Source organism: Garicola koreensis (genome assembly GCF_014195445.1).
GTDB classification, from domain to species: domain Bacteria; phylum Actinomycetota; class Actinomycetes; order Actinomycetales; family Micrococcaceae; genus Nesterenkonia; species Nesterenkonia koreensis.
The window spans coordinates 36,812-60,199 of record NZ_JACIBT010000005.1 but is presented as its reverse complement, the minus strand read 5'-3'; the positions used below and the strand labels follow the sequence as shown (position 1 = coordinate 60,199).

The following is a 23,388-nucleotide window of genomic DNA, read 5'->3' as shown; positions in this document are numbered from 1 at the left end:
TCCGGTAACATGTGAGCCATGACTCAAGAGTACGACGTGACCACCCCACTGGACCTCGACTACTACGGCGTCTTCGACGGCGTCCCCGACGCCGACCGCGCCTGGTGGCAGCGCGCCCGCGACTTCGCCTCAGGGCTGGAAGACCGGATGGTCGGCCACTGGGAGCGCGGCGAGTATCCGACCGATCTGGTTCAGCAGGGCGGTCAGCTCGGGCTGCTCAGCGACGGCGTCGACGTCTCGTCCCTGGGTATGGAAACACTGACGCCGTTGGCGGCGGGCATGGTGAACATGGAAACCTCCCGCACTGACGGATCATTGGGCACCGCCTTGGCCGTGCAGGGGGGCTTAGCGCTGCGCACGCTGATGCTCTTCGGCTCCGAGGAACAGAAGGCAGCCCACGGCGCCGCACTGGCAAAGGCGGACACCCTGGGCGCCTTCGCACTGACCGAACCTGCTCACGGATCAGACTCGGTCTCCTTGGATACCACCGCCACTCTGCACGGTGATGAGCAGACCGGCCACTATGTGCTCAACGGAGAGAAGAAGTGGATCGGCAACGGTTCCTCCGGCGGACTGACCTTCACCTGGGCCAGGGTCTCCGGCGGCGAATTCGACGGCAAGGTCCGCTGCTTCATGGTCCCGCAGGACACGCCGGGCTACCGCGGCGAGGTGATCACCGGCAAGGCGTCGCTGCGCGCCATCGACCAGGCGCTCATCCACTACGAGGATGTGGAGCTGGCCGCAGACGCCGTGCTTCCGCACAGCCGCAGCTTCAAAGATGCCTCGGTCGTGCTCTTCGCCACCCGGCTGGGCGTGGCCTGGTCCGCAGTGGGCCACGCGGCCGCCTGCGTGGAGGCTGCCCTGAACTACTCCAAGCAGCGCGAACAGTTCTCCAAGCCCATCGGCGCCCACCAGCTGGTGCAGGAGCGACTGGCGTGGATGGTCTCGGAGCTGACCTCGATGCAGCTGCACGTCAAGCACGTCACCGAGCTCGACGTCGCCGGGAAGCTCTCCGGGCCGCAGGCGTCTATGGCGAAGTATCACAACACCCGCAAGGCTCGGCAGATCGCCCACATCGCCCGCGACATGCTCGGCGGCAACGGTATTCTGCTGCAGAACAAGGTCGCCCGCCACATGGCAGACATCGAGGCGATCCATACCTACGAAGGCACCGAGTCCGTCCAATCACTGATCATCGGCCGCGACCTCACCGGGTTCTCCGCCTTCGCCTGACCTGCCTCAGTCGCGGGTGTAGAAGGGCAGTTTGATGACTTCGAAGTCCAGCGGCCTGCCGCGGACGTCGACGCTGACATGGGTGCCGGGTTCGGTGTGGGCGACGTCGAGGTATGCCATGGCGATCGCGTAGCCCAATGTGGGACTGGGTGCCCCAGAGGTGACTTCACCGATGACAGTGCCGCTGTTGTCGGTGACCGCATAGCCTGTGCGGGCTGCGCGCTTGCCGGGGGAGATGAGCCCCACCAGCCGCTGACCGGTGGTTTTTCCGAGTCCTTCGGCCCTGGCGGTCTCCAGCGCAGTGCGGCCGATGAAGTCCTCCTCCTTGGAGTAGGCAACCACCGGCAGCCCCGCCTCCTGGGGCCGGCGCGCGAGGCTGAGTTCGTTGCCGTAGAGCGGCATGCCGGCCTCCAGACGCAGTGAGTCCCGGCATGCCAACCCGCAGGGAACGAGCCCAAAGTCGGCGCCGCCTTCCAGCAGCGCCCGCCAGAGCGCACCGACCTTGTCGTTGGGCAGGTAGAGTTCGAAGCCGTCTTCGCCGGTGTAGCCGGTGCGGGCCAGCAGGACCTCTTCCCCGCCGATGCTCACAGTGGTATGCGCGTACGAGGCGAGGTTCTCCACCACGAAGGTCTCATTGGCCCGCACCACCGAGGAGATCAGCGCCTCACTGCGGGGGCCCTGGATCGCGATCAGTCCGATACCTTCGGTTTCGTCCCAGATTTCGACGTTGAAGCTCTCCGCGCGGGCGCTGAACTCGGCCACCACCGCCTCGCGGTTGCCGGCGTTGGGGATGACCAGGTACTCCGTCTCCTCGATCCGGTAGCTGATGAGGTCATCGATGATGCCGCCGTCGTCGGTGACCATCAGCGAATACTTCGCCCGCCCCGGTTCGGCCTTGGCGAGGTTTCCCACCAGTGCGGTGTTGAGGAAGGCGGCAGCGTCGGGGCCCATCACGCGGATCTCGCCCATGTGGGAGAGGTCGAACATGCCGGCGGCGGTACGCACAGCGTGATGCTCCTGCAGCTCGGAGGAGTACTTCAGCGGCATGCGCCACCCGCTGAAGTCGGTGAAGCTGGCCCCCAGCGCCTCGTGCGCGGCGGCGAGCGGTGATTCCTTCAGCGGGGTTCTGTTCGAATCAGTTTCATGCGGCTCTGTCATCTCGATCCTCTCTGACCACAGCAGGTTTTCTGCGTTCGCCGCAGGTTATATCGTGCGGTGGTCTGGAAAACGTGCGGTGCTGGGGTGCTCAGCGGCATTTCAGGCTGGTTCGGCGAAGGCTTCCGGCGGTGGGCAGGTGCAGATCAGGTTGCGGTCGCCGTGGGCGCCGTCGATGCGGCTGACCGGCGCAAAGTACTTGTCCTGCCGCAGACTGGGCACGGGGAACGCGGCCTGTTCACGGGTGTAGCTGCGGTCCCAGGTGTCAGCGGCGACGACGGCGGCCGGGTGGGGTGCGTGGCGCAGCGGGGAGTCTGCGGCGGCGATCTCTTCGTCGATGACCTGCTGGATCTCGGCCCGGATGCTCACCATGGCGTCGATGAAGCGCTCTATCTCGGCTAGGTCCTCAGACTCGGTGGGTTCGACCATCAGGGTCCCGGCCACGGGGAAGGCCAGGGTCGGGGCGTGGAACCCGTAGTCGATGAGACGCTTGCAGACATCTTCGGCGGTGATGGAGGAGAGCTTTGTCAGCTCACGCAGGTCCAAGATGCACTCGTGGGCCACCAAACCGTTCTCTCCGGTGTAGAGGGTGGGGAAATGCTCGTTTAGCCGAGCGGCGAGGTAGTTGGCGCTCAGCAGGGCGGTCGTGGTGGCTTCCGTGAGACCCTCTGCACCCATCATCGCCACATAGGCCCAGCTGATCGGCAGCACACCGGCCGAGCCGTACGGGGTGGAGGTGATCGACGAGACTGCATGCTCACCAGTGCCCCGCCCCGGCAGGAAGGGTGCCAGGTGTTCCGCGACCGCGATGGGCCCCACACCGGGGCCGCCGCCGCCGTGGGGGATGCAGAACGTTTTGTGCAGGTTCAGGTGGGAGACGTCGCCGCCGAACTCGCCGGGCTGGGCCAGGCCGACCAGGGCGTTGAGGTTGGCGCCGTCGAGGTAGACCTGTCCGCCAGCCTCGTGAATCTTCGCACAGACGTCGCGGACGTCGGATTCGAAGACCCCGTGGGTGGAGGGGTAGGTGATCATGATCGCCGCGATCCGGTCCGGGTACTTGGCCAGCTTGGCATCCAGGTCGTCCACGTCCACGGTGCCGTCCTCAGCGGTGGCGACCACGACCACCTGCAGCCCGGCCAGCACTGCGGAGGCTGCGTTGGTGCCGTGTGCGCTGGCGGGGATCAGGCAGATATCGCGTGCCGAATCACCGCGGGAGAGGTGGTACTGGCGGATGGCCAGAAGCCCGGCGTACTCGCCCTGTGAGCCGGCATTGGGCTGGATCGAGACCGCAGAATAGCCGGTGATCTCGGCCAGCCGGGCCTCCAGATCCTCAATCAGCTCCCGCCAACCCGCTGTCTGGTGCTCGGGGGCGAAGGGGTGGATCCCGGCCAGCTGTGGCCAGGAGATGGCCTCCATCTCCACGGCGGCATTGAGCTTCATCGTGCAGGAGCCCAGCGGAATCATCGTCCGGTCCAGTGCGAGGTCGCGGTCGGCCAACCGGCGCAGGTAACGCATCATCTGCGTCTCCGAGCGCACCGAATGGAAGATCGGGTGCGTCATGAACTCGCTGCTGCGCACCATAGGCGCCGCGAACGCATAGTCGTCGGCGCCCTGGTCGGCGAGGAGCCGCTCACCGGCGGCCACGTCGGCGCTGATTCCGAAGGCGGTCAGCACTGCTGCCAGCTGTGGGCTTGTGGTCGTCTCATCCACACTGATGCCCACCGTCGTCTCATCGACCCGGCGCAGGTTGATGCCGCTCTCCTCTGCGGAGCTGATCACGTGCTCGGCCTCGGCGGGAAGATCCAGCCGCACCTGCACCGTGTCGAAGAAGGAGTCACTGACCAGCCTGCGGCCGCCGGAGCGCAGCGCAGCAGCCAGGCTGCGAGCGTGGGCGTGGACCCGCTGGCCGATGCGCTTGAGCCCGTCGGGGCCGTGGTAGACCCCGTACATCGAAGCCACCACAGCCAGCAGCGCCTGCGCCGTGCAGATGTTCGAGGTCGCCCGCTCACGGCGGATGTGCTGCTCACGGGTCTGCAGCGCCAGCCGGTAGCCGACCCTGCCCTCAGCGTCCTGCGAGACCCCCACCAGTCGCCCGGGCAGTTGTCGCTGCAGTCCGGAGCGCACCGCCATGTAGGCGGCATGGGGTCCGCCGAAGAACAGCGGCACCCCGAAGCGCTGACTGTTGCCCACCGCAATGTCGGCACCCAGTTCACCCGGGGAGGTCAGCAGCGTCAGCGAGAGCAGGTCAGCCGCCACCGTCACCATGGCCCCGCGCTCCTTGGCCTCAGCGATAACCGCAGAGTGATCCACCACTGCCCCAGAGTCCCCCGGGGTCTGGACGACGACGCCGCAGATCTCCCCGGACGGCAGTCCCTGCCTCAGATCGGCGAACTCCACGGCAATGCCCACCGCCTCAGCCCGGCCGGCCACCACCTGGCGAGTCTGTGGGAACACGTCAGCATCGACCACGACCTTCGCATCGGCGAACTTCTTATTGGACCGGCGCATCAGCAGGATCGCCTCCGCCACGGCAGAAGACTCATCCAGCAGGGAGGCGTTGGCGATGTCCAAACCGGTCAGGTCGGACACCATAGTCTGGAAGTTCAGCAGCGCCTCCAGCCGACCCTGGCTGATCTCGGGCTGATACGGGGTGTAGGCGGTGTACCAGCCCGGGTTCTCCAACACGTTGCGCATGATCACCGAGGGGGTGTGTGTGCCGTAGAAGCCCTGACCGATCATCTGGGTCTTCAGCTCGTTCTTACCGGCGAACTCCCGCAGCGCATCCAGAGCCTGCGGCTCATCCAAGGCAGCCGGCAGGTTCAGCCGCTGCGGCTGGGCGATGCTGGCCGGCAGGGCCGCATCCACCAGCTGCTGCATAGATTCGAAACCCAGCGAGGAAAGCATCGTGTCCGCACTCTCATCGAGTGCGCCGATATGCCGGGCGGAGAACGGCAGCGGTGAGAAGTCGGTATCGGCTGTGGTGGCCATGGGGTCTCCTTCGGTGAGCGGATCAGGCTGAGGCTGAATCGCCGCAGCACCGTGATGCGCCGCAGCGACTGTGACTCCCCCGCTCTGTACTCCTCTGATACTGCAGAACAATGTTTCCGCAGAACACTAAGGACCTGAGAGATTCACCGCCGCGCCGAGGTTCAGCGCACCGGCTTGCACCTTGGGTGAGCAGGACGACGACGCCGCCCCTGCTGCTTTCCAGAGTTGCCACCCCTGGGCGCGGTACCGGGTGCCTGAGAGATTCGTGATGGGGAGAACCTTGCTCCTTCGGCGTCGGCCCATCCGCTTAACGCAGCATGAGCCGATCTCTCCCGCGCAGGGGACGTGGCCGATATTCAGTTGAAATGAGTGACGCAGACCCTATTCTGCCAGAGTTTCGGCGTGGGAACCCGAGAATCTAGTCGATCTGGGCAGACTGGGCGCGACGGTCCAGGCGCCAGTCGATGATGACCAGCACCGCGACGACGGCGAACCCGGCGGCGGCCAGCCCAGCAGCCGTGCCGAAGAGCTCGTCCGGGGCCAGCAGCACTCGGTCCTCGGTCTGCCAGGGCCAGAGCGCACGCAGGGCACCCAGCATCACGCCGGCCAGAACTGTCAGTGTAACCGTGTGGTGGTGGTCCAGCAGCCACTTCAGACCCTTAACGATGGTCACCAGGCCGACCGCCAGGCCGAGGGCGAACACGGCCAGGTATCCCACCTGAAAGTCACTGGCGGCCCGAATCGTCGGCTCGTAGAGCCCGAAGGTCAGCAGCAGAAAAGACCCGGAGAGTCCCGGCAGCAGCAGGGCACAGACAGCCACCGCCGCTGCGGGCAGGATGATCCACCAGTGCGGCTCCGCGTTGTTCGGCGGCAACGAAACCAGCCCGAAGGTGATCACGGCCGCTGCCAGGCCGGCAGTCACGTGCTGACCACGAATCCGGCCGGCCATGCGCAGCGGCACGGCAATGGAGGCCAGGACCATGCCGAAGAAGACTGCTCGGGTCAGCTCGGGGTGATCCTCGATCCAGCCCCCGATGAACTGAACGGCAGTGAACAGGCCGATCGGCATGCCGATGATCACCGGCAGGACCACGCGCCACTCCACATCCGCCAGGTGCTTCTTGGCCCCGGCGCTGCGATCAGGTCCGGTGATCAGGGTGCGCAGCGCCGAGACCACGGATGAGGCTGAGTGAATGAGTTGGCTGTAGATGCCCACCACCAGCGCCACTGTGCCGCCGGATACCCCGGGCACGCTTTCCACTACGCCGATGAGCCCGCCGCGGACCACATTGCCGGCCACTGAAGTTTTTCGACTCACCCGTAGCGACGCAGTGTCAGAATCCGGCTCAGAGGAAGGGGACGGGTGCTCGTTCATCGACCCAAGCATACGTGCTGAGAAGGGCCCCAACGGCCAGCCAATATCAGCCGTTCTTCATTATTTGTTCAGTTGGCACCCATCCTTGGTAATATAAGCGGTTGTATCCACACTGAGGAGACGTTCGGGTTTGAAAACCAATGAGAGCAGCGGTCCGCCCGCCGTCCGTGTTCAGAATGTCTATAAGGCATTCGGCAGGCGGCCGCAGAATATTGTCCAGAAGCTGAAGGACGGCGCCACACGAGACGAACTGAAGTCCCAGGGCACGGCGGCAGTCATCGATGCCAGCTTCGAGGTGCCTGCCGGTGAGATCTTTGTGGTGATGGGGCTCTCTGGTTCCGGAAAATCCACACTGATCCGGACTCTCAACGGGATTCAGCCTCCGACAGCCGGCTCAGTGGAGCTGTCGGGTGAAGACATCACCGCCGTCAGCCCGGCCCGGCTGCGTGCCATCCGGCGGGAACACACCTCCATGGTCTTCCAGCACTTCGCCCTTCTGCCCCACCGCACGGTGGGACAGAACGCCGCCTACGCCCTGGAAGTCCGGGGGGTGAGCCGCAGCGAGCGGGAGCGGCGGGCAGAGGAGGCTCTGAGCATGGTCGGCCTCTCCGGCTATGGCGGATTCCGCCCCGATGAGCTTTCCGGGGGGATGCGTCAGCGGGTGGGGCTTGCCCGTGCGCTAGCCGCCGAGACTGACCTGATGCTGATGGATGAGGCCTTCAGCGCCCTGGATCCGCTGATCCGCAAGGAGATGCAGGATCAGCTGCTGGAGCTGCAGCAGGAGCTGGGAAAGACCATCGTCTTCATCACCCATGATCTCAACGAAGCGATGCGGCTGGGCAACCGGATTGCCATGATGCGCGATGGTCGGATCGTCCAGATCGGCACCACCGAGGAGATCCTCAACGACCCGGCCAATGACTATGTCGCCCAGTTCGTCCAGGACGTTGACCGGACCCGGGTGCTCACCGCCGGAGATGTCATGGAGCCCCCCGTGGCGTTGCTGGGCGCCGAGCAGGGGCCACGTGCTGCCCACCGACTGATGCGTCAGCACCAGACCACCGCACTGTGTGTGGTCGATAAGGGCCGCAAGCTGCAGGGCGTGGTCTATGAGAGTGATGCCGCCGAAGGCGTCTCCAGCGGCAAGGACACCCTGGACGGACTGATCCGGCCGATGCCGGCCACCGCATCCACCACGGTCCTGGCAGAACTGATCAACGCTGCCTCAGAACACCCGGCCGGACTTGCGGTCATCGACCAGGCCGGCAGACTGGACGGCGTCATCCCACGAATCACCCTGCTCAACGCACTTGCCGACCCCACCGCCACCGGGTCAGTCCACGAGATTTCTCAGGAGGTCGGAGCATGATCCGCGCCCAAGAAGAGACCGACAGCGGAATAATCCCCCGGCTGGAGATCGGAAACTGGCTCGAAACGGGGTTCAACTGGATCAACGACACTTTTGGTGCCTTCTTCGACTTTGTCGAGTCCCTGCTGCTCACGCTCACCGATGACTGGTTGGGCGTCTTTCTGAACTGGCCGGATGCACTGTTGATGGCTGTGATATTCGCCCTGATCGGCTGGCTGGTCCGCGACTGGAAGCTCGGGGTGCTCTCCTTAGCGCTGATGGCCTTCGTCATCACCGTGGACATGTGGGAGAACGCCATGGACACCCTGGCCATGGTGCTGGTGGCCGCCTTCTTTGCGCTGGTGATCGCCATACCGGTCGGGATCCTTGCGGCCAAATCGCAGCGCGCCTCCCAGGTGGTCCGGCCGATCATGGACCTGATGCAGACCATGCCGGCCTTCGTCTGGCTTCCCCTGGTGCTGACGCTCTTCGGCCTCAACGTCACCGCCGGAGTGGTCGCCACATTCATCTTCTGCCTGCCTCCAGGGGCGCGCTTCACCGAGCTGGGCATCCGTCAGGTCGACTCCGAAGTGGTCGAAGCAGGCTACGCCTTCGGCAGCACCCCGAGGCAGATCCTGTTCCGGATTCAGCTGCCGCTGGCGGCCAGGACGATCATGGCCGGGGTCGGACAGGTCATCATGCTGGCACTGTCCATGGCCGTGATCGCCGGTTTCGTCGGTGCTGGCGGCCTGGGCGGCGAAGTGACCAGGGCGATCACCACCGTAGACATAGCACTGGGCTTCGAATCCGGACTTTCCGTGGTGATGCTGGCGGTCTTCCTGGACCGCGTCACCGCGGCCATCAGCGGCGGCGAGGGAATCCTGCCCAAGCTGCTTCGCCGTCGACGCAAGACAGCGCCGAAGGACGAGCAGACCGAAGGCGCCAAGGCCACTGCGGCCACGACTGCCTGATAACCGCCCCCAGAATAGAGACTTGCCCGCCTGCGCGACGGGCTGAACGAAGAAATATCGCACACCTGTGACAACCGTAAGGAACTAGGAGAATATGACTACCTCATCGAAATTCGTGAAGTCCACCGCCATCCTCTCGGTGCTCGGACTCGCTCTGACCGCCTGCGGCAACGGCGACGGTAACGGCGACGACACTGAAGAGACCGACGGCGCCGGCACCGAAGAGACCGACACTGCCGAGGGCAACGGCGACGGCGGCGACGCTGAAGCCGGCGGCGAAGGCGGCTCGATCACCCTGGGCATCATCCCCGGCTGGACCGACGGCGTCTCCATGGGCAACGTCTGGCAGCAGCTGCTGGAGAACCAGGGCTACGACGTGGAGCTCCAGGAGGTCGCCGACGCCGGTGCCCTCTACCTCGGCGTGGCCAACGGCGACGTCGACGTCTACCCCTCGGCCTGGCCCGAGGTGACCCACGCCAACTACATGGAGGAGCACGGCGACTCCCTGGAGACCCTCGGGGACTACTACGAGGGAGCGGTGCTGACCCTGGCCGTTCCGGAGTACACCGACATCAACTCCATTGACGAGCTCAACGACAACGCCGAGCAGTTCGACAACCGGGTGGTGGGCATCGAACCCGGTGCCGGTCACATGGACATCACCGCCAACGAGGTCTTCCCCACCTACAATCTGGGCGATAATTTTGAGCTCGTAGAGTCCTCCACTGCCTCGATGCTGACTGAGCTGGACAACGCCTACCAGGAGGAAGAGGACATTGTGGTGACCCTGTGGCGTCCGTTCTGGGCCTACGGCTCCTGGGACATGAAAGACCTGGAGGACCCGGAGGGTGCCCTGGGCGAGGAGGAGCCGCTGAGCTTCGTCGCCAACAGTGAGTTCTCCTCAGAGTTCCCTGACGCCGCGGAGTGGATGAGCAACTTCTCCCTCTCCGATGACGAGTACAACGCGCTCGAGGACATGATCGTCAACGAGTACGAGGGCAACGAGGCCGAAGGTGCCCAGACCTGGTTGGACGAGAATTCCGACATGATCGACGAGATCACCGGCTAGTAACCACAGCTCGGCTGAGGCCGACGTCGCCGAACTGTGCCCCCCGCAGCAGCACTGTTGCCGGGGGCACAGTTATGTCTGCAGCGGAGCGAGCGTCTCAGCGTCCACGGCCACGAACCGAACTTCAGCTTCCGGCGGCAGCTGGGCCGCCAGCCCCAGATCAGCTCGGACCACCACACCGATCACCGGATAGCCGCCGGTGACCGGATGGTCGGCCAACAGCACCACCGGTTCCCCGGAGGGCGGCACCTGCAGCGCCCCGTGGACCATCGGCTCTGAGCGCAGTTCGTCCTCGCGGCTGCGCACCAGGTTCTCCTCCGGGCTCTGTGCTTGGAACCGAATCCCCACCCGGTCGGCATCCTGGCTGACCCACCAGCGGGTCATCTGCAGCTGCTGCAGCCCCGAGGGCCGGCCCTTGGCTGCGGCGAACCAGTCGTGGCGCGGCCCGGGCACAAACCGCAGCACCGTGCTGACTCCGGGTTCGGGAAGTGCGGTGCGGGCAACGTCCGCGATCCCGACGAACCGTGAGGTCGCCCCAATCAGACTGAAGCTCTCCCCCGCTGCCGCCGGGACCGGCCCCAGCCCGGAGAGCGTGTCTGTAGCGGCGCTGCCCAGCACCTGCGGTGCTGCCAACCCCCCGGAGACCGCCACATAGGACCGGATTCCGCGGATGGGTGCGGCCAGTCGAAGCCGTTCTCCGGGGAAGAGCCAGAAGGGGGCGCGGGCGGCCACCTGGCGCGTCTCGTCCGAGACCTGCGGCGCACGCTCGACTCCGGTGCCGGTCACCGCCATATTAGAGGTCTGCTGCGCGGCCGGGCTGGTGACTTCCACGACGGTGTCCGCGCCGGTGACAGCCAGCACCAGGGTTTGATGGGCGGTCAGCTCCAACCCACCGTAGAGGACCTCGAAGACCGGGGCGGCGTCGTCGTTTCCCACCAGCTGATTGGCCTGCCGGGCGGCCGAGCGGTCGGCAGCCCCTGAACGGGTGACTCCCAGATCGCGCATCCCGATGCGACCGGTGTCCTGCACCAGCGTCTGCGCCCCGGGGTGATCGACGCTCAGAGCAGCGTCTGCCGCCGGCGGCCCTGCTCTGCTTGTTCGGCTGGGGCGGTCGGAGACTCTGATGGACTCGGCGGCGGCGACGTAGCGGACCCGGTCGCCGGGGCGGACCAGTGCGGGTTCGCTGCGCTGAGTGTTCCACATTTCAGCGTCGGTGGTGCCGATCAGCTGCCAGCCGCCGGGGCTGCTGCGTGGGTACACCGCGGAGAACTCGCCGGCGATGGCTACCGCACCTGCCGGGACCCGGGTGCGCGGGGCGTCCAAGCGCGGCACCGTTGGGGGGAGCTCGGACCGGCGGGGACGACGGCGACGGGTCAGCTCCGCAGGCACACAGTAGGTGAACCCTGGGGCGAATCCGCCGAAGGCCCCGACCCAGTCGGTGTTCGTGTGCCAGGCGATCAGCGCCTCTTCGCTCATGCCGATCAGCTCTGCGGCTCGAACCAGGTCCGCACCGTCATAGTGGACCGCGATCTCAAGCTGCCGGGCCTCACGGTCCATACCGGACTTGGGCTTGCGACGCCGGACCGTGCGCGATGCCGAAACGGCGTCGCGCCGGGTGCGGAAGCTCAGCAGCACCGTGCGGGCGGCGGGCACTGATTCACGCTGGCCGGTCAGCGGCTTATCGAGGATGTCGCGGTGGAAGGCCATCACCTCAGCCAACGACCCAAACTCCACCAGCAGGGCACGCTCGCCGGCCCAGAGCACGGCGTCGACCATCAGGCGAAGCTCCGAATATCCGCGCCGGCACGTTCCAGCGCCTGGCGCACCGCAGCAGCCATGGCCAGCGCATCCGCAGTATCGGCGTGCAGACAGATGCTCTGCGCCTGAAGCGGCAGGCGGCTGCCGTCAGTGGTGAGGACCACGCCTTCCTCCACGAACCGCTGCGCCGCCTCCACGGCCTCGGCCACGTCGGTGATCACCCCGGCGGGATCGCGGCGTGACACCAGTATGCCGTCGGGGTGGTAGCGACGGTCAGCGAAGACTTCCCAGACTGTTGGGATGCCGGCCTCGGCGGCGCGGCGGTGGCCGGCCTGTCGTTGTTCATCCTCGCTCGACTGCAGCATCAGGGGCACCTGCCGGGAGACCGATGCCGAAAACGCAGCGACCGCTTCGGCCACGGCTCGGGCATGGGGGTCGTAGGTGGCACATGCGTGATAGAGCGCCCCGTGCGGCTTCACATAGGAGACCTGAGTGCCGCAGACTTGGGCAATGCCCTCCAGCGCGGAGAGCTGGTAGAGCACATCGGCGCTCAGCTCCGCTTCAGAGGCGTCGAGGAATCGACGTCCGAATCCCACCAGGTCGTGGTAGGCCACATGGGCTCCGACGACGACGCCGGATGCTGCGGCGGCGGTGGTCGCCGCGCGAAGGGTCACCGGGTCTCCCGCATGAAAGCCGCAGGCGATGTTTGCGCTGGTGACCTGGTTGAGCATGGCCGCGTCGTCCTCCATGCGCGAGCCGCCGAAGCTCTCGCCGAGATCAGCGTTGAGGTCAATGCGAGGTCTCGCCGACACCACTTCTCCCTTACGGCTGCTGCTGGTCACACTCAACGTATCCTAGACTTCCGCGGTGCTCGTGAAACAATCACTGTGTGGATCAGGATACTTCCCCGACGGGTGCAGCGGCAGCAACCAGCTCAGAACGGCTCTTTACCCGGCATTTCATCTTCGCCACCTGCATCAACCTGATCATCACCATCGGCTTCTTCGCGCTGGTCACCGGTATGGCCGTCTACGCGGCCGAGGAGTTCGCCGCCGGGGAGACTGCGGCCGGCTTCGCCGCCAGCGCCTTCATGATCGGCGCAGTGTTCTCCCGCATCTTCGCGGGCAAGTGGGTCAACACCTTGGGACGCAAACCCATTCTGCTCATCTGCATGCTCCTCTATACGGTTGCCGGCCTGGCCTATCTGTGGGTGGACTCCTATCCGCTGCTGATCGGGCTGCGCCTGGTCCACGGCGTGCTGATGGGTTTTTCCCAGACAGCGCTGACGGCCGCAGTGTTCGACATCATCCCCAAGGCCCGCCGCGGCGAGGGCTCCGGCTACTATCTGATGGCCAATGCGTTGGCTCCGGCGGTGGGTCCGCTGGTGGCGATCCAGATTTCACAGCGCTACGGGTACGACGAAATGTTCATCGTCGTCGCCGTCATCTCCGCGCTGGGATTTCTGCTGGCCATTCCGCTGCGAATTCCGGAGGTCAAGCCGGCCAGGGCGACGTGGGCTCAACGGCTGGTGCTGCGCCCACGGGACATCATCGAACCGCGCGCCTTCTCCATCGCGGTGGTGGCCATGCTGATCAGCATCTGCTTCGCCTCGGTCATGGCCTTCCTCAACGGGTTCGCCCAAAGTGCCGGCTTCGTCGAAGCCGCCAGCATCTACTTCCTGGTCTATGCAGGGGTCATGCTGGTCACCCGCATGTTTATGGGACGGGTGCAGGACAGATTCGGCGACAACGCCTTGGTCTACCCCACACTCGCGGTGTTCTTCACCTCGATGGGGCTGCTGGCCTGGGCTCCGGACCAGTGGGCCATCATCGTCTCCGGCGCGCTGGCCGGCTTCGGGTTCGGCGCCATGATGCCGGCCATGCAAGCGATCATCGCCTCCAAGCTGCCCACCCACCGCATCAGCATTGGGCTGTCCACCTTCTTCATCATGATGGACTCCGGATTCGGACTCGCCCCGCTGCTGCTGGGACAGTTCGTCGAAGTGTGGGGATACCAGGTCATGTATGCCGCCTGCGCCGCCGTCATCCTGCTCACCCTCTGCCTCTACTGGGTGCTCCACGGCAAGTACAGCGTCAAACAGGGGATGGCTCGCAAGCGGGCGCACCGGTGGGTCAACGAAGCCACCGGGGTGATGCCCCAGGTGGACCCCAAGACGCCCCGCTGACAGACCCCGCTGACCTACTGGGAGTGCGCCTGCAGAAATCGATAGACCTCGGTGGTGTCCACACCGGGGAAGGCCCCCTGAGGCATAGCTGCCAGCAGGTGGGTGTTGGCCCGGGCCGCCGGCCATGCCTGGCCCTCCCAGACCGCTGACAGCTCTGCCGGGGGAACCCGGCAGCAGGTGGGGTCGTCCGGGCAGCGTGACACGGAGCGGGACGTCGTGTCTTTGCCGCGGAACCATTTGGCATGCTCGAAGGGCACTCCGATGGAGAGCGAGTAGCTGCCCGAGGAGTGGCCCTCCACCCGTGCGGTGCACCAGTAGGTGCCCCCGGGGGTGTCGGTGTACTGGTTGAAGGACCGGAACTTGTCCTCCACATCAAACACTTGGCGTGAGGTCCATTCCCGGCATATGGTCTGGCCTTCAATCGCTCCGGAGTGGTCAGCGGGAAAGTTGACCTCGTCATTCTCATAGGCCTTGTGGATGATCCCCGACTCGTGGACCTTCTGAAAGTGACAGGTGATGCCCAAGTGTTCGGTGGCCAGGTTGGTGAACCGGTGCGCGGCGGACTCGTAGGAGACGGCGAACGCGTCACGCAGGTCCTCGATGGCCAGCTCTTTGCGCTGCTTGGCCTCGGCGAGGAAGTTCACCGCCGTGCGCTGGGGCATCAGCAGCGCAGCGGCGAAGTAGTTGGTATAGACCCGCTGGCTCAGAAAGTCCGAATAGTCCTGGGGCTCGGTGTGGCCCAATACGTGGTGGCCTAAAGCCTGCAGCAGCACCGAGCGGGCGTCCCAGTCCCGTGAGCTGGACTGGGTGAGGTAGATGGTCTTGTTGAGCTGATCGGTCACCGAACGCGTGGAGTTGGGCAGATTGGGCACAAACCGCAGGCTGAAGCCCAGGTGCTCAGCAATGTCGCCGGCGATGTGGTGGCTCAGCGGCCCGGATTCGTGCCCGACGGCGGCGAGGATCTTCTCCGCCTCGGCTTCGATCTCCGGGTAGTAGTTGTTGCGCGCCTTCATCTCTTCGCGCAGCTCGGTGTTGGCCCGGCGGGCCTCCTCGGGGGTGGCCGCCTGCTCCTCCAGGCGCCGCTTGAGCTCACGCTGCAGCGCCACCAGAGATTCCAGCACATCCATCGGCAGCCGGTTGGAGATTCGCACAGAGGGCAGCCCCATGGCCGTGTAGAGCGGGCCGCGCTGGGTCTTCTCCAGTTCGATCTCCAGGGCGGCGCGCTTGGAGGGCGGCTCCGCGCCGAAGAGGTCATCGAGGGTGACTGCGAAGATCTTGGCCAGCTGCTGCAGCTGCGAGAGCCTGGGTTCGCGCTTTCCGTTCTCCAGCAGGGAGAGCTGGGAGGCGGAGGTGCCCAGCTCTGCGGCGAGATCATCCAGGGTCTGACCCTTCTTCTTGCGCAGGTGGCGCACGCGGCGTCCCAGCGCAATCAGGTCCAGGGCGCCGTCGTCGTCTGCGTCCTCCACTGCACGCAGGTGGCTGCGAGCCGTCATTCGTCGCTCCTTCCCGTACCGGGGCAGGCCTCCATGGTACTCCCGTGGGCCGCGGCAGAACTGCGCCCCAGGGAAACCTCGAATCCCCTGGGGCGCAGTCGTCTCATATGCTCTCTGCGGGCCTAAGCCGCTGCCCCGACGTGAGCCAGCGGCGGTGCCGCCGGTTCGGGTGCGGACGGGGTGCGGCTCATCAGCACCGCAGCGCTGCTTGCCTGACCGTCTTCGTCGTCGTCCATCACCGGCTCACCGGCCTGCATGTGGATCGCTCGGATGGAGCAGTCGGGAAGGTCCAGCAGCTGCTCCGAACGGACGAAGATGTCCTTCCACAGCTGCAGCTCCTCCTCACTCTCCATCCCCAGCAGCGACATGAACGGGGCCCGGCCCTCGCTGAGCAGTCTGCGCGCATTGCGGTGAATGTGCAGACCGAAGTCCACGATTCCTGCTGAGACCGCCGTGCCGTCGCAGAGGATCATGTGCTCCTCCACGGCCAGCCGACGCGGGCAGACGAAGGTGCTCGGCGGCTCGGCCAGGTTCTTCTCCACCAGAGCCCTCCAGCGATCGGCCGGATTGGCGGGCTGCCGGGTCACAGCCGCGTTCAGCTCTTCAATCCGGGGGCCGAACTCGCGGTGCAGCTCGGCCAGGAAAGCCAGCGCATCAGCGGTGAACAGTTCGTTCTGCCGCGGAACAGCTGGGCCCATCAGGGAGACTCCGTTGATGCTGCATTCAGGTCTGGTCATCATCTTTCTTCACTCCTTAGCCCGCGATCAGGCGGACCGACAGTTGATTCAGAATTGGCCCTCTTCGGTGGAACCCTTCAGGGCCACCGTGGAGGACTCGGGGTTCAGGGTGGTGGAGATCGCGTCGAAGTAGCCGGTGCCGACTTCGCGCTGGTGCTTGGTGGCGGTGTAGCCCTCAGCCTCAGCGGCGAACTCCTTCTCCTGCAGCTCCACGTAGGCCTTCATCTGAGAGTGCTTGTATCCCTTGGCCAGTTCGAACATCGAGTAGTTCAGGGCGTGGAACCCGGCCAGGGTGATGAACTGGAAGGTGAAGCCCATGGCTCCCAGCTCGCGCTGGAACTTCTCGATCGTGGCGTCGTCGAGGTGCTTCCTCCAGTTGAACGAGGGTGAGCAGTTGTAGGCCAGCATCTGGTCCGGGTGCTCGGCCTTGACCGCCTCGGCGAACTGCCTGGCCACCTCAAGGTCCGGGGTTCCGGTCTCCATCCAGATCAGATCGGAGTAGGGGGCGTAGGCCTTGGCCCGGGCAATGCACGGTTCAATGCCGTTGCGCACTTTGTAGAAGCCCTCAGCGGTACGCTCACCGGTGATGAACTCGGCGTCCCGCTCGTCGATGTCGGAGGTGATCAGAGTTGCCGCCTCCGCATCGGTGCGGGCGACGATGACGCTGGGGGTGCTGCTGACATCGGCTGCCAGGCGGGCGGCCTGCAGGGTGCGGATGTGCTGGCCGGTGGGGACCAGCACCTTGCCGCCTAAGTGTCCGCACTTCTTCTCGGAGGCCAACTGGTCCTCCCAGTGCACGCCGGCGGCGCCGGAGGAGATCATCTGCTTCATCAGCTCGTAGGCGTTCAGCGGGCCGCCGAAGCCTGCTTCAGCGTCTGCGACGATCGGGACCATCCAGTCCTCGACGGTGCGCTTGCCCTCCAGGTACTCGATCTGGTCGGCACGAAGCAGCGCATTGTTGATCCGGCGCACCACTGTGGGCACCGAGTTGACCGGGTAGAGGGACTGATCAGGGTAGGTCTGGCCGGAGATGTTGGCATCGCCTGCGACCTGCCAGCCGGAGAGGTAGATGGCGCGCAGCCCCGCCTTGACCTGCTGGACGGCCTGGTTTCCGGTCAGGGCGCCCAGCGAGTTGGTGTAGGTGCCCTGTGCGTACTCGCTGGTGAGCTGATTCCACAGCTTCTCGGAGCCGCGCTTGGCCAGCGTGTTCTCCTCCTGCACGGTCCCCTGCAGCCGCACTACCTCTTCGGCGGTGTAGTCGCGCTGAATGTGGGACCACCGCGGGTTGGTGTCCCATTCGTGCTGCAGCGCCTGGACCTTCTCTTCGAAGACGTCTCGACCTTCAGGCTGGAAGGCGCCGGCGGTGGTGCCGTTGGTGGTCTGTGCAGTGGCGGTTGTCTCCGTCATGGTGAATCCCCTTCGATCCAATGTCCGCTGTCTCGGGGTCCGCGGTTTTGCGAACAACTCCAGTTTCGAACACCGCACAACCCCATATCCAGCCAATTTCGACAAAAGATTTGCAGTTCTTTCGCAAATGCGAAGAAGTACCACAACTCGACTGACTTCTACATCGTGTAGAAATGGTCTGTAGACTGGACGTGCCCCTCCCCCGACAACGCATTGGAGCACCATGAGCACCGAAAGTCCGTCCAGCCCGATGCCGAAGCTGACCTTCACCACCGGCGGGGTCCTCGTGGTGGTGGGACTCATCGGCTACATCGGTACTGGCTTCGCCTCCGTGACTGCCATGATCCCCGCCTTCATCGGCGTGCTGCTGCTGATCAGCGGATGGATCGCGGTGAAGAAGCTCATGCTCGGCATCCACATCGCTCTGGTGGTCGCGCTGATCGGAGCGCTGGGGATGTTTATGCCTCTGCAGGATCTGGGGGCGCTCTTCGCCGGCGACGCCGACAACCCACCTGCAGTGATCGCGGCCCTGGTGTCGCTGATTGTGCTTCTCGTCTACCTGGTGCTGGGCGTGCGCAGCTTCGTCGCCGCCCGCCGCTGGAAGAACAGCTGAAGTCCTGAAGGCCACAGTGTTCAGCTCTCCACACGCGCTATTTCGCACCTTTGGGATCGCCGAGGTCATCTCCTGGACGCTGCTGATCGGCGGGCTGATCCTGCGCGCAGCAGCCGGATGGGACCTCGCGGTGACCATTGGCGGCGGCATCCACGGGTTTGTGTTCCTGGCCTACGGGACCACGGCCGTGCTGGTGGCCAAGAACCAGCGGTGGCGGCCCTACCCCACCACAGTGGCCATCGTCAGCGCCGTGGTCCCCTATGCCACCATCCCGGTCGACATCTGGCTCACCCGCTCCTCCCGACTGACCGGAGCCTGGCGGCTGAACGCCACGGAGGACCCCCGTGACCAGCTGTGGCACGATCGACTCATGCGGCTGGTCATCCGCCACCCGGCACAGAGCTTAGTCGTGGGTTTCCTCGCCGTCGCGGTAGTGTTCACAGTCCTGGTGGTGCTCGGCCCCCCGGTCTGATAGGCACACCGTTCTGATTCGACGACGATGAGGAGGCTCCATGCGCAACCCCATTCAGAATTACCTGGAGTCGCTGGCCGACCACGGCCACTACGCCGTCGGCAAAGTAGCCAGCTACATCCCCGAACTGGCGGCGGCCGACCCGGACCGCTTCGCGCTGTGCATCGCTACTGTGGACGGTCACCTCTACACCGTCGGTGATGGGCAGTTCCCCTACAGCATCCAGTCGATCTCCAAACCGTTCACCTATGCGCTGGCGCTGCAGGACCAGGGGCCGGCGGCGGTGGCGCAGAAGATCGACGTCGAACCCTCCGGGGACGCCTTCAACGAAATCAGCCTGGATCCGGGGACCAAGCGGCCCAGCAACCCGATGATCAACGCCGGTGCCATCACCGCAGCCTCACTGGTGGCCGGCAAGGACCGGCAGGAACGCTTCGAGAGGGTCCAGCAGTGGTTCTCCGACTTCGCCGGCCGCCAGCTGACCTTCGACCAACAGATGTATGAGTCCGAGCTCAGCGCCGCCCACCGCAACCGCGCCATCGCCCACATGCTGCGCGAGTTCGAAGTCTTAGAATCTGATCCGGAGGACTTCCTGGACCAGTACATCCGCCAGTGTGCGATGACGGTGACCACCCAGGACTTAGCCCGGATGGCCGCCACATTGGCCAACGGCGGAGTGCAGCCCTCCACCGGTGAGCGGGTGGCCGAACCCAGCGTCGTCGAACACGTGCTCAGTGTGATGACCTCCTGCGGGATGTATGACACTGCGGGCGACTGGATCACCTCGGTGGGGGTGCCCGCCAAGAGTGGGGTCAGCGGCGGAATCATCGGCGTGCTGCCCGGTCAGCTGGGCCTGGCGGTCTTTTCCCCACGGTTGGACGCCCACGGGCACAGCGCACGCGGAGTGGCGGTGTTCGAGCACATCTCTGAGGAGATGGAGCTGCACCTGATGCAGGTCACCCGCAGCTCCCGCACCGCAGTGCGCGACACCTACAGCCTGGCGGAGCGGCCCTCGCGGCGTCGTCGTCCCGAACCTCACCAGATCCTGCTGGACACCCTGGGTGAGCAGTGCCGCATCTACGAGCTGCAGGGCGACCTGAACTTCAGCGGCGTGGAATCAGTGGTGCGGCGGATGGTCGACGACTCCCCCGAGTTCGCCGTGCTGGACATGCGCAGAGTCAACGATGTGGCCGAAGTCGCCAGGATGACCCTGCTCTCCATCGGCGATCGGATCCAGGCCGCCGGCGGTGAGGCCGTCCTGGTGGACCCGGAGGACGCGCTGCCCATCCGCGACGAGGACCCCAACGGCATCCGCATCATGGATGACCTGGAAGCTGCGATGCGCTGGTGCGAAGATGAGCTGCTGCGCCGACACGGGGCCGACGACGAAGTGGACCACAAACAGGTGGAGGAGCACCCGCTGCTGCAGCAGATGTCAGCGGCGGCACGGCGCTACATGCGCACGCATTTCGACGTGCTGCACTTCGCCGCCGATGAGATCATCCTCGAAGCCGGTGAGCCCTTCTCCGGGATCCACATTGTCACCGCCGGCGAAGCTGTGGCGGAGTTCGACTACGCCCATACCGACGGCTCCACCCCGGTCACGATGTCGGTGGGAACGTCCTTCGGCGAACTCGCCCTGGCCAGGGATGACCTGCAGGAGGCGCGAGTCCGAGCAGCCACACCGGTGACGCTGCTGAAGTTCTCCGCTGAGGCGCTGGACCACGTCAGCCAGGTGCGTCCCTCGATCGCGGTGGACATTTGGAAAGCGATGACCCGCGACGCCTACCGGGTGGCTGACCGGGCGATGCACGAGGCCGCAGCCTACTGGTGATGTGCGCCGCCGGTCAGACGCCGGATCATCCGGTGGCGCAGTCCAACTCCTGGGAGAAGATGCCGACCTCTTCGGCCTCCGCCGCGTCCCACGCCGCCTCGATCTGTTCCAGGAAACGGCCGTTGGGCGCGTAGTACGCCGGTTCGCCCCACCCTTCGCGGGCCAGCCGCTCGTTGATGAAGACATCGTCGGCGAAGACCCCGGCCAGCAGCCGGTCGTAGCGATCGCGCCTCTGTTCGTCGAACTCCAGCACGACGACGTCGCCGGGCTCCACCAGCTCGCTGACCCGTTCACTGGCCTCAGGCCCGCCGCATTCGACCTCCTGGTTCGGGTGCACCGTCTCCGGGGTGTCGATGTTCAGCAGCCGCACCCGCTCCTCGACGCCTGCGAGCTCCACGACGAGGGTGTCTGCGTCCACCACCCTGACCAGGGTGGCGACCTCGGCGTCCGGCGAATGGCCCTCCGGCAACTGCGGTTCGCGGTTCTGCAGCCAGTTCAGGGCTGCGGCGGCGAGGACCGCCAGCAGCACCACCGCCGCCCACAGCAGCAGCTTCCCCCTGGTGGACATAGGTTCCAGGGTATCCGTGCCGGGCCTATCGGCCCTGCGGGGCGGGGCTGGCCTGTTGGGTGCGGCTCGTCTGCTGGGTGCGCTCGCGTGCGTTCTCCTGGGTGACCATCCACCCGGCCGATGCTCCGGCGGCAGCGCCCATCACTGCACGCGGGAAAGGCACCCGCATCCAGTGCAGAGCGCGCTCGATCTGCTCATCGGCCCAGAAGCTCACTGCTAACGTCACAGACGCGACGGCGCCTGCCGCGGCTCCGGCCGCGGCAACCTTCAGCACAGTGGGGGCATCAGCCTGCTGCGCCGTATCCCCCGCAGGCTCCTGATTCTTCGCGAGCAGGCCCAGGCCGACCGCCCCGGCGAAGGTCGGCGCCCAGATGATGCCCCGGCGCAGCCAGCCGGGATACTTCCGTGCCGGAATCAGCGCCAGTGCCCCGGTCAGCGCACCCTGGACCCACGGGTTACGAAGGAAACTGGTCAGCCCGGACGGGGACACTGCGGCGTCGTCGTTCTGAGTCATGTCCTTAAGCGTAGGTTCCCGGGGCCGGGCGCATCACGCACGCCGATTCACCCACTCCGATTCACCCACGGCGATTCTCCCGGCGCTCCTGGCGATAGTCGATGACCCCCACAACAGCCGAGATCAGGATGATCACCGCAATGGTGGTGAAAGCCGACACTGCGGCGACCGTCCAGCCGAAGACCCCCTGCATCCCGAACAGCAGGGCGGTGATCATGGCGATGCCCACTGCTGTGCCGATCCGCTGGCCGGTCTGCAGCACTCCGGCAGCGGAGCCGGCATAGCTCAGCGGCACCGCTCGCAGCGTCAGCGTCTGATTGGGGCTGACCACGTGGCCCTGCCCCATCCCCACGAATGCCAGGCTCAGCAGCAGCCACCAGATGCTGATGCCCGCGTAGTTGTGCAGCAGGATCACTGCCACGCTGGCTGCGAGGCCCAGCAGCAGCACGCCCATACCGGCCAGCACCAGCCGGCGGCCCACTCGGACCACCCGCCGGCCGGCGACCGCGGCAGAGGCGGCGGAGAAGATCGCCGAGGGCAGGCCCATCAGCCCGGCCTGCAGCGCGGTGTACCCCTGGCCCAGCTGCAGGTAGAGCGCAATGACCACCCACACGCTGGTCATGCCGGTGAAGTAGAGGCCGATCAGCAGCGAACCATTGGCGAAGCTGCGAATCCGGAACAGGGCCGTGTCGACCATGGGAGCGCGTCCGCGCGCCTTGTACCGGGACTCCCACCGCAGCCACAGCAGAACAACGAGCACGCCGGCGCCCACCAGCGTCCAGATCCACCATCCGGCCCCGGACTGCAGGAAGGGCAGCATGATGGCCAGTATCGCGGCACCCAGCAGGATGATTCCCACCGGGTCCAAGTCCGCTCGGGCGCGGCCGGAGCCCCCGTCCCGGGCCTGCGGCAGAGCGCGCCAGGCAGAGGCCGGCAGCCAGAGGACTGCGGTGATGATTGCGGCCGCCGCCGTGGGCACGTTGATCATAAATGAGGTGCGCCATCCCCAGTCGTCTCCCAGCAGCGCGATGAAGCTGCCGCCCAGTACAGGGCCCAGAGCGACTGAGACGCCGACCACGGAGCCGAACATGCCGAAGGCTCGGCCGCGCTGCTCGCCGTCGAAGTACTGCTGGATCAGGCCGATCGACTGCGGGTTCAGCAGTCCGGAGCCGAAGCCCATAAAGACGCGGGCAACGTTGAGCACCACCTCGTCGGGGGCCAGACTCGCCACCAGCGACGCCGTGCCGAACAGCCCGACGCCCAGGACGAAGAGCCGGCCGCGGCCGAAGAGGTCACCAGCGCGGCCTGCCGGGACCAGCAGAACGCCGAAGGCCAGCGCATAGCCGGAAAGCACCCACTGCAGCCCCGATGAGCTGGCGTCGATCCCCGTCTGAATCGCCGGCAGCACCACGTTGACGATCGAGACGCTGACCAGCGACATGAACAGCGGCACCAGCGCCACGACCAGTATCCGCCGCTGGGTCTGACTCAGCGCCCGGTCCTTCAGCAGTCTCCCCGTTCCTTCAGCAGAAGAGCCCCACGCGCACCTGCCAGAGCCCACTTACCCTTGCTACCTTCCGGTCCTGGGGGAGTTCAGCAGGATGACACCACGCGTGGGGCCAGACTCTAGGGTATCGCGCTGGCGCTGCAGTTGGCGAACCAGACTGT

General features: G+C 65.8%; 19 protein-coding genes, 1 other RNA gene and 1 riboswitch. Of the genes, 8 read left to right on the top strand and 12 right to left on the bottom strand.

All coding sequences use genetic code 11. The features are described 5' to 3' along the window. The first annotated feature begins 18 nt into the window (after positions 1–18). Positions 19–1,233: an acyl-CoA dehydrogenase family protein gene (locus FHX47_RS07900; protein ID WP_183358386.1), complete on the top strand. Its 1,215-nt coding sequence runs from the start codon at positions 19–21 to the stop codon at positions 1,231–1,233. Positions 1,234–1,239: 6 nt separating this feature from the next. On the opposite strand, the gene gcvT is transcribed toward FHX47_RS07900, so the two are convergent. From gcvT to FHX47_RS07885, 3 genes are all read right to left on the bottom strand, one after another. Continuing rightward, complete coding sequence (gene gcvT, locus FHX47_RS07895; protein WP_183358385.1) at positions 1,240–2,391, bottom strand: glycine cleavage system aminomethyltransferase GcvT; 1,152 nt, start codon at positions 2,389–2,391, stop codon at positions 1,240–1,242. Positions 2,392–2,490: 99 nt separating this feature from the next. Continuing rightward, positions 2,491–5,376, bottom strand: coding sequence for an aminomethyl-transferring glycine dehydrogenase (gene gcvP / locus FHX47_RS07890; protein WP_183358384.1), 2,886 nt, complete (start codon positions 5,374–5,376; stop codon positions 2,491–2,493). A 231-nt stretch (positions 5,377–5,607) separates the two neighbouring features. After that, a riboswitch (glycine riboswitch) is annotated at positions 5,608–5,721 on the bottom strand. Positions 5,722–5,794: 73 nt separating this feature from the next. Continuing rightward, positions 5,795–6,694, bottom strand: a complete 900-nt coding sequence (locus FHX47_RS07885) for a DUF368 domain-containing protein (RefSeq protein ID WP_343064342.1) — start codon at positions 6,692–6,694, stop codon at positions 5,795–5,797. Positions 6,695–6,881: 187 nt separating this feature from the next. On the opposite strand from FHX47_RS07885, the gene FHX47_RS07880 reads away from it, so the two are divergent. The 3 genes from FHX47_RS07880 to FHX47_RS07870 all read left to right on the top strand — a co-directional run bounded on the left by FHX47_RS07880 (position 6,882) and on the right by FHX47_RS07870 (position 10,139). Beyond that, complete coding sequence (locus FHX47_RS07880) at positions 6,882–8,120, top strand: quaternary amine ABC transporter ATP-binding protein (protein WP_183358382.1); 1,239 nt, start codon at positions 6,882–6,884, stop codon at positions 8,118–8,120. Then, complete coding sequence (locus tag FHX47_RS07875; protein WP_183358381.1) at positions 8,117–9,070, top strand: ABC transporter permease; 954 nt, start codon at positions 8,117–8,119, stop codon at positions 9,068–9,070. The genes FHX47_RS07880 and FHX47_RS07875 overlap by 4 nt, the downstream gene beginning before the upstream one ends. Before the next feature lie 94 nt (positions 9,071–9,164). After that, positions 9,165–10,139 (top strand): glycine betaine ABC transporter substrate-binding protein, encoded by a 975-nt coding sequence (locus FHX47_RS07870; RefSeq protein WP_183358380.1) that lies wholly within the window; start codon positions 9,165–9,167, stop codon positions 10,137–10,139. 72 nt (positions 10,140–10,211) lie between these two features. On the opposite strand, the gene FHX47_RS07865 is transcribed toward FHX47_RS07870, so the two are convergent. Together FHX47_RS07865 and FHX47_RS07860 are read right to left on the bottom strand one after the other, a co-directional pair. Beyond that, positions 10,212–11,915 (bottom strand): 5-oxoprolinase subunit B/C family protein, encoded by a 1,704-nt coding sequence (locus FHX47_RS07865; protein WP_183358379.1) that lies wholly within the window; start codon positions 11,913–11,915, stop codon positions 10,212–10,214. Then, the gene (locus tag FHX47_RS07860) at positions 11,915–12,709 is read right to left on the bottom strand and encodes a 5-oxoprolinase subunit PxpA (RefSeq protein ID WP_183358378.1); all 795 of its coding nucleotides are present in this window, start codon (positions 12,707–12,709) and stop codon (positions 11,915–11,917) included. Before FHX47_RS07860 ends, FHX47_RS07865 begins: the two co-directional genes overlap by 1 nt. 77 nt (positions 12,710–12,786) lie before the next feature. Here FHX47_RS07860 and FHX47_RS07855 point away from each other — a divergent pair, with 77 nt between their 5' ends. Continuing rightward, positions 12,787–14,082 carry an MFS transporter gene (locus FHX47_RS07855; RefSeq protein WP_183358377.1) on the top strand — a complete coding sequence of 432 codons (1,296 nt, stop codon included), beginning with the start codon at positions 12,787–12,789 and terminating at the stop codon, positions 14,080–14,082. 14 nt (positions 14,083–14,096) lie between these two features. On the opposite strand, the gene FHX47_RS07850 is transcribed toward FHX47_RS07855, so the two are convergent. From FHX47_RS07850 to aceA, 3 genes are all read right to left on the bottom strand, one after another. Continuing rightward, positions 14,097–15,575 (bottom strand): helix-turn-helix domain-containing protein, encoded by a 1,479-nt coding sequence (locus FHX47_RS07850; RefSeq protein ID WP_183358376.1) that lies wholly within the window; start codon positions 15,573–15,575, stop codon positions 14,097–14,099. A 122-nt stretch (positions 15,576–15,697) separates the two neighbouring features. Continuing rightward, a complete protein-coding gene (locus FHX47_RS07845; protein WP_183358375.1) occupies positions 15,698–16,312 on the bottom strand; it encodes an aldolase/citrate lyase/malate synthase family protein in 615 nt (204 codons plus the stop codon). A 48-nt stretch (positions 16,313–16,360) separates the two neighbouring features. Continuing rightward, positions 16,361–17,719, bottom strand: coding sequence for an isocitrate lyase (gene aceA, locus FHX47_RS07840; RefSeq protein ID WP_183358374.1), 1,359 nt, complete (start codon positions 17,717–17,719; stop codon positions 16,361–16,363). 223 nt (positions 17,720–17,942) lie between these two features. Here aceA and FHX47_RS07835 point away from each other — a divergent pair, with 223 nt between their 5' ends. The 3 genes from FHX47_RS07835 to glsA are packed head-to-tail and all read left to right on the top strand — an operon-like array spanning position 17,943 to position 20,638. Further along, the gene (locus FHX47_RS07835; RefSeq protein WP_246328104.1) at positions 17,943–18,332 is read left to right on the top strand and encodes a hypothetical protein; all 390 of its coding nucleotides are present in this window, start codon (positions 17,943–17,945) and stop codon (positions 18,330–18,332) included. A gap of 16 nt (positions 18,333–18,348) precedes the next feature. Beyond that, the gene (locus FHX47_RS07830; protein WP_183358373.1) at positions 18,349–18,804 is read left to right on the top strand and encodes a DUF3817 domain-containing protein; all 456 of its coding nucleotides are present in this window, start codon (positions 18,349–18,351) and stop codon (positions 18,802–18,804) included. 40 nt (positions 18,805–18,844) lie between these two features. Continuing rightward, the gene (glsA, locus tag FHX47_RS07825) at positions 18,845–20,638 is read left to right on the top strand and encodes a glutaminase A (protein ID WP_183358372.1); all 1,794 of its coding nucleotides are present in this window, start codon (positions 18,845–18,847) and stop codon (positions 20,636–20,638) included. Positions 20,639–20,663: 25 nt separating this feature from the next. Here glsA and FHX47_RS07820 read toward each other — a convergent pair whose 3' ends face one another. From FHX47_RS07820 to ffs, 4 genes are all read right to left on the bottom strand, one after another. Continuing rightward, on the bottom strand, positions 20,664–21,206 hold the full coding sequence (locus FHX47_RS07820) for a thermonuclease family protein (protein ID WP_183358371.1): 543 nt from the start codon (positions 21,204–21,206) through the stop codon (positions 20,664–20,666). A gap of 25 nt (positions 21,207–21,231) precedes the next feature. Next, entirely contained in the window at positions 21,232–21,720 is a 489-nt protein-coding gene (locus FHX47_RS07815; RefSeq protein ID WP_183358370.1) for a hypothetical protein, read from the bottom strand. Positions 21,721–21,781: 61 nt separating this feature from the next. After that, a complete protein-coding gene (locus tag FHX47_RS07810; RefSeq protein WP_343064341.1) occupies positions 21,782–23,182 on the bottom strand; it encodes an MFS transporter in 1,401 nt (466 codons plus the stop codon). A gap of 65 nt (positions 23,183–23,247) precedes the next feature. After that, an RNA gene (ffs, locus tag FHX47_RS07805) (signal recognition particle sRNA small type) lies at positions 23,248–23,344 on the bottom strand. Positions 23,345–23,388: the final 44 nt, after the last annotated feature.

Coding starts and splice junctions, on each gene's coding strand:
- FHX47_RS07835 (WP_246328104.1), top strand. CDS start 17,943: ATGAGCACCGAAAGTCCGTCCAGCCCGATGCCGAAGCTGACCTTCACC.
- aceA (WP_183358374.1), bottom strand. CDS start 17,719: ATGACGGAGACAACCGCCACTGCACAGACCACCAACGGCACCACCGCC.
- FHX47_RS07875 (WP_183358381.1), top strand. CDS start 8,117: ATGATCCGCGCCCAAGAAGAGACCGACAGCGGAATAATCCCCCGGCTG.
- gcvP (WP_183358384.1), bottom strand. CDS start 5,376: ATGGCCACCACAGCCGATACCGACTTCTCACCGCTGCCGTTCTCCGCC.
- FHX47_RS07865 (WP_183358379.1), bottom strand. CDS start 11,915: ATGGTCGACGCCGTGCTCTGGGCCGGCGAGCGTGCCCTGCTGGTGGAG.
- FHX47_RS07870 (WP_183358380.1), top strand. CDS start 9,165: ATGACTACCTCATCGAAATTCGTGAAGTCCACCGCCATCCTCTCGGTG.
- FHX47_RS07815 (WP_183358370.1), bottom strand. CDS start 21,720: ATGACTCAGAACGACGACGCCGCAGTGTCCCCGTCCGGGCTGACCAGT.
- gcvT (WP_183358385.1), bottom strand. CDS start 2,391: ATGACAGAGCCGCATGAAACTGATTCGAACAGAACCCCGCTGAAGGAA.
- FHX47_RS07845 (WP_183358375.1), bottom strand. CDS start 16,312: ATGACCAGACCTGAATGCAGCATCAACGGAGTCTCCCTGATGGGCCCA.
- FHX47_RS07820 (WP_183358371.1), bottom strand. CDS start 21,206: ATGTCCACCAGGGGGAAGCTGCTGCTGTGGGCGGCGGTGGTGCTGCTG.
- FHX47_RS07850 (WP_183358376.1), bottom strand. CDS start 15,575: ATGACGGCTCGCAGCCACCTGCGTGCAGTGGAGGACGCAGACGACGAC.
- FHX47_RS07900 (WP_183358386.1), top strand. CDS start 19: ATGACTCAAGAGTACGACGTGACCACCCCACTGGACCTCGACTACTAC.
- glsA (WP_183358372.1), top strand. CDS start 18,845: ATGCGCAACCCCATTCAGAATTACCTGGAGTCGCTGGCCGACCACGGC.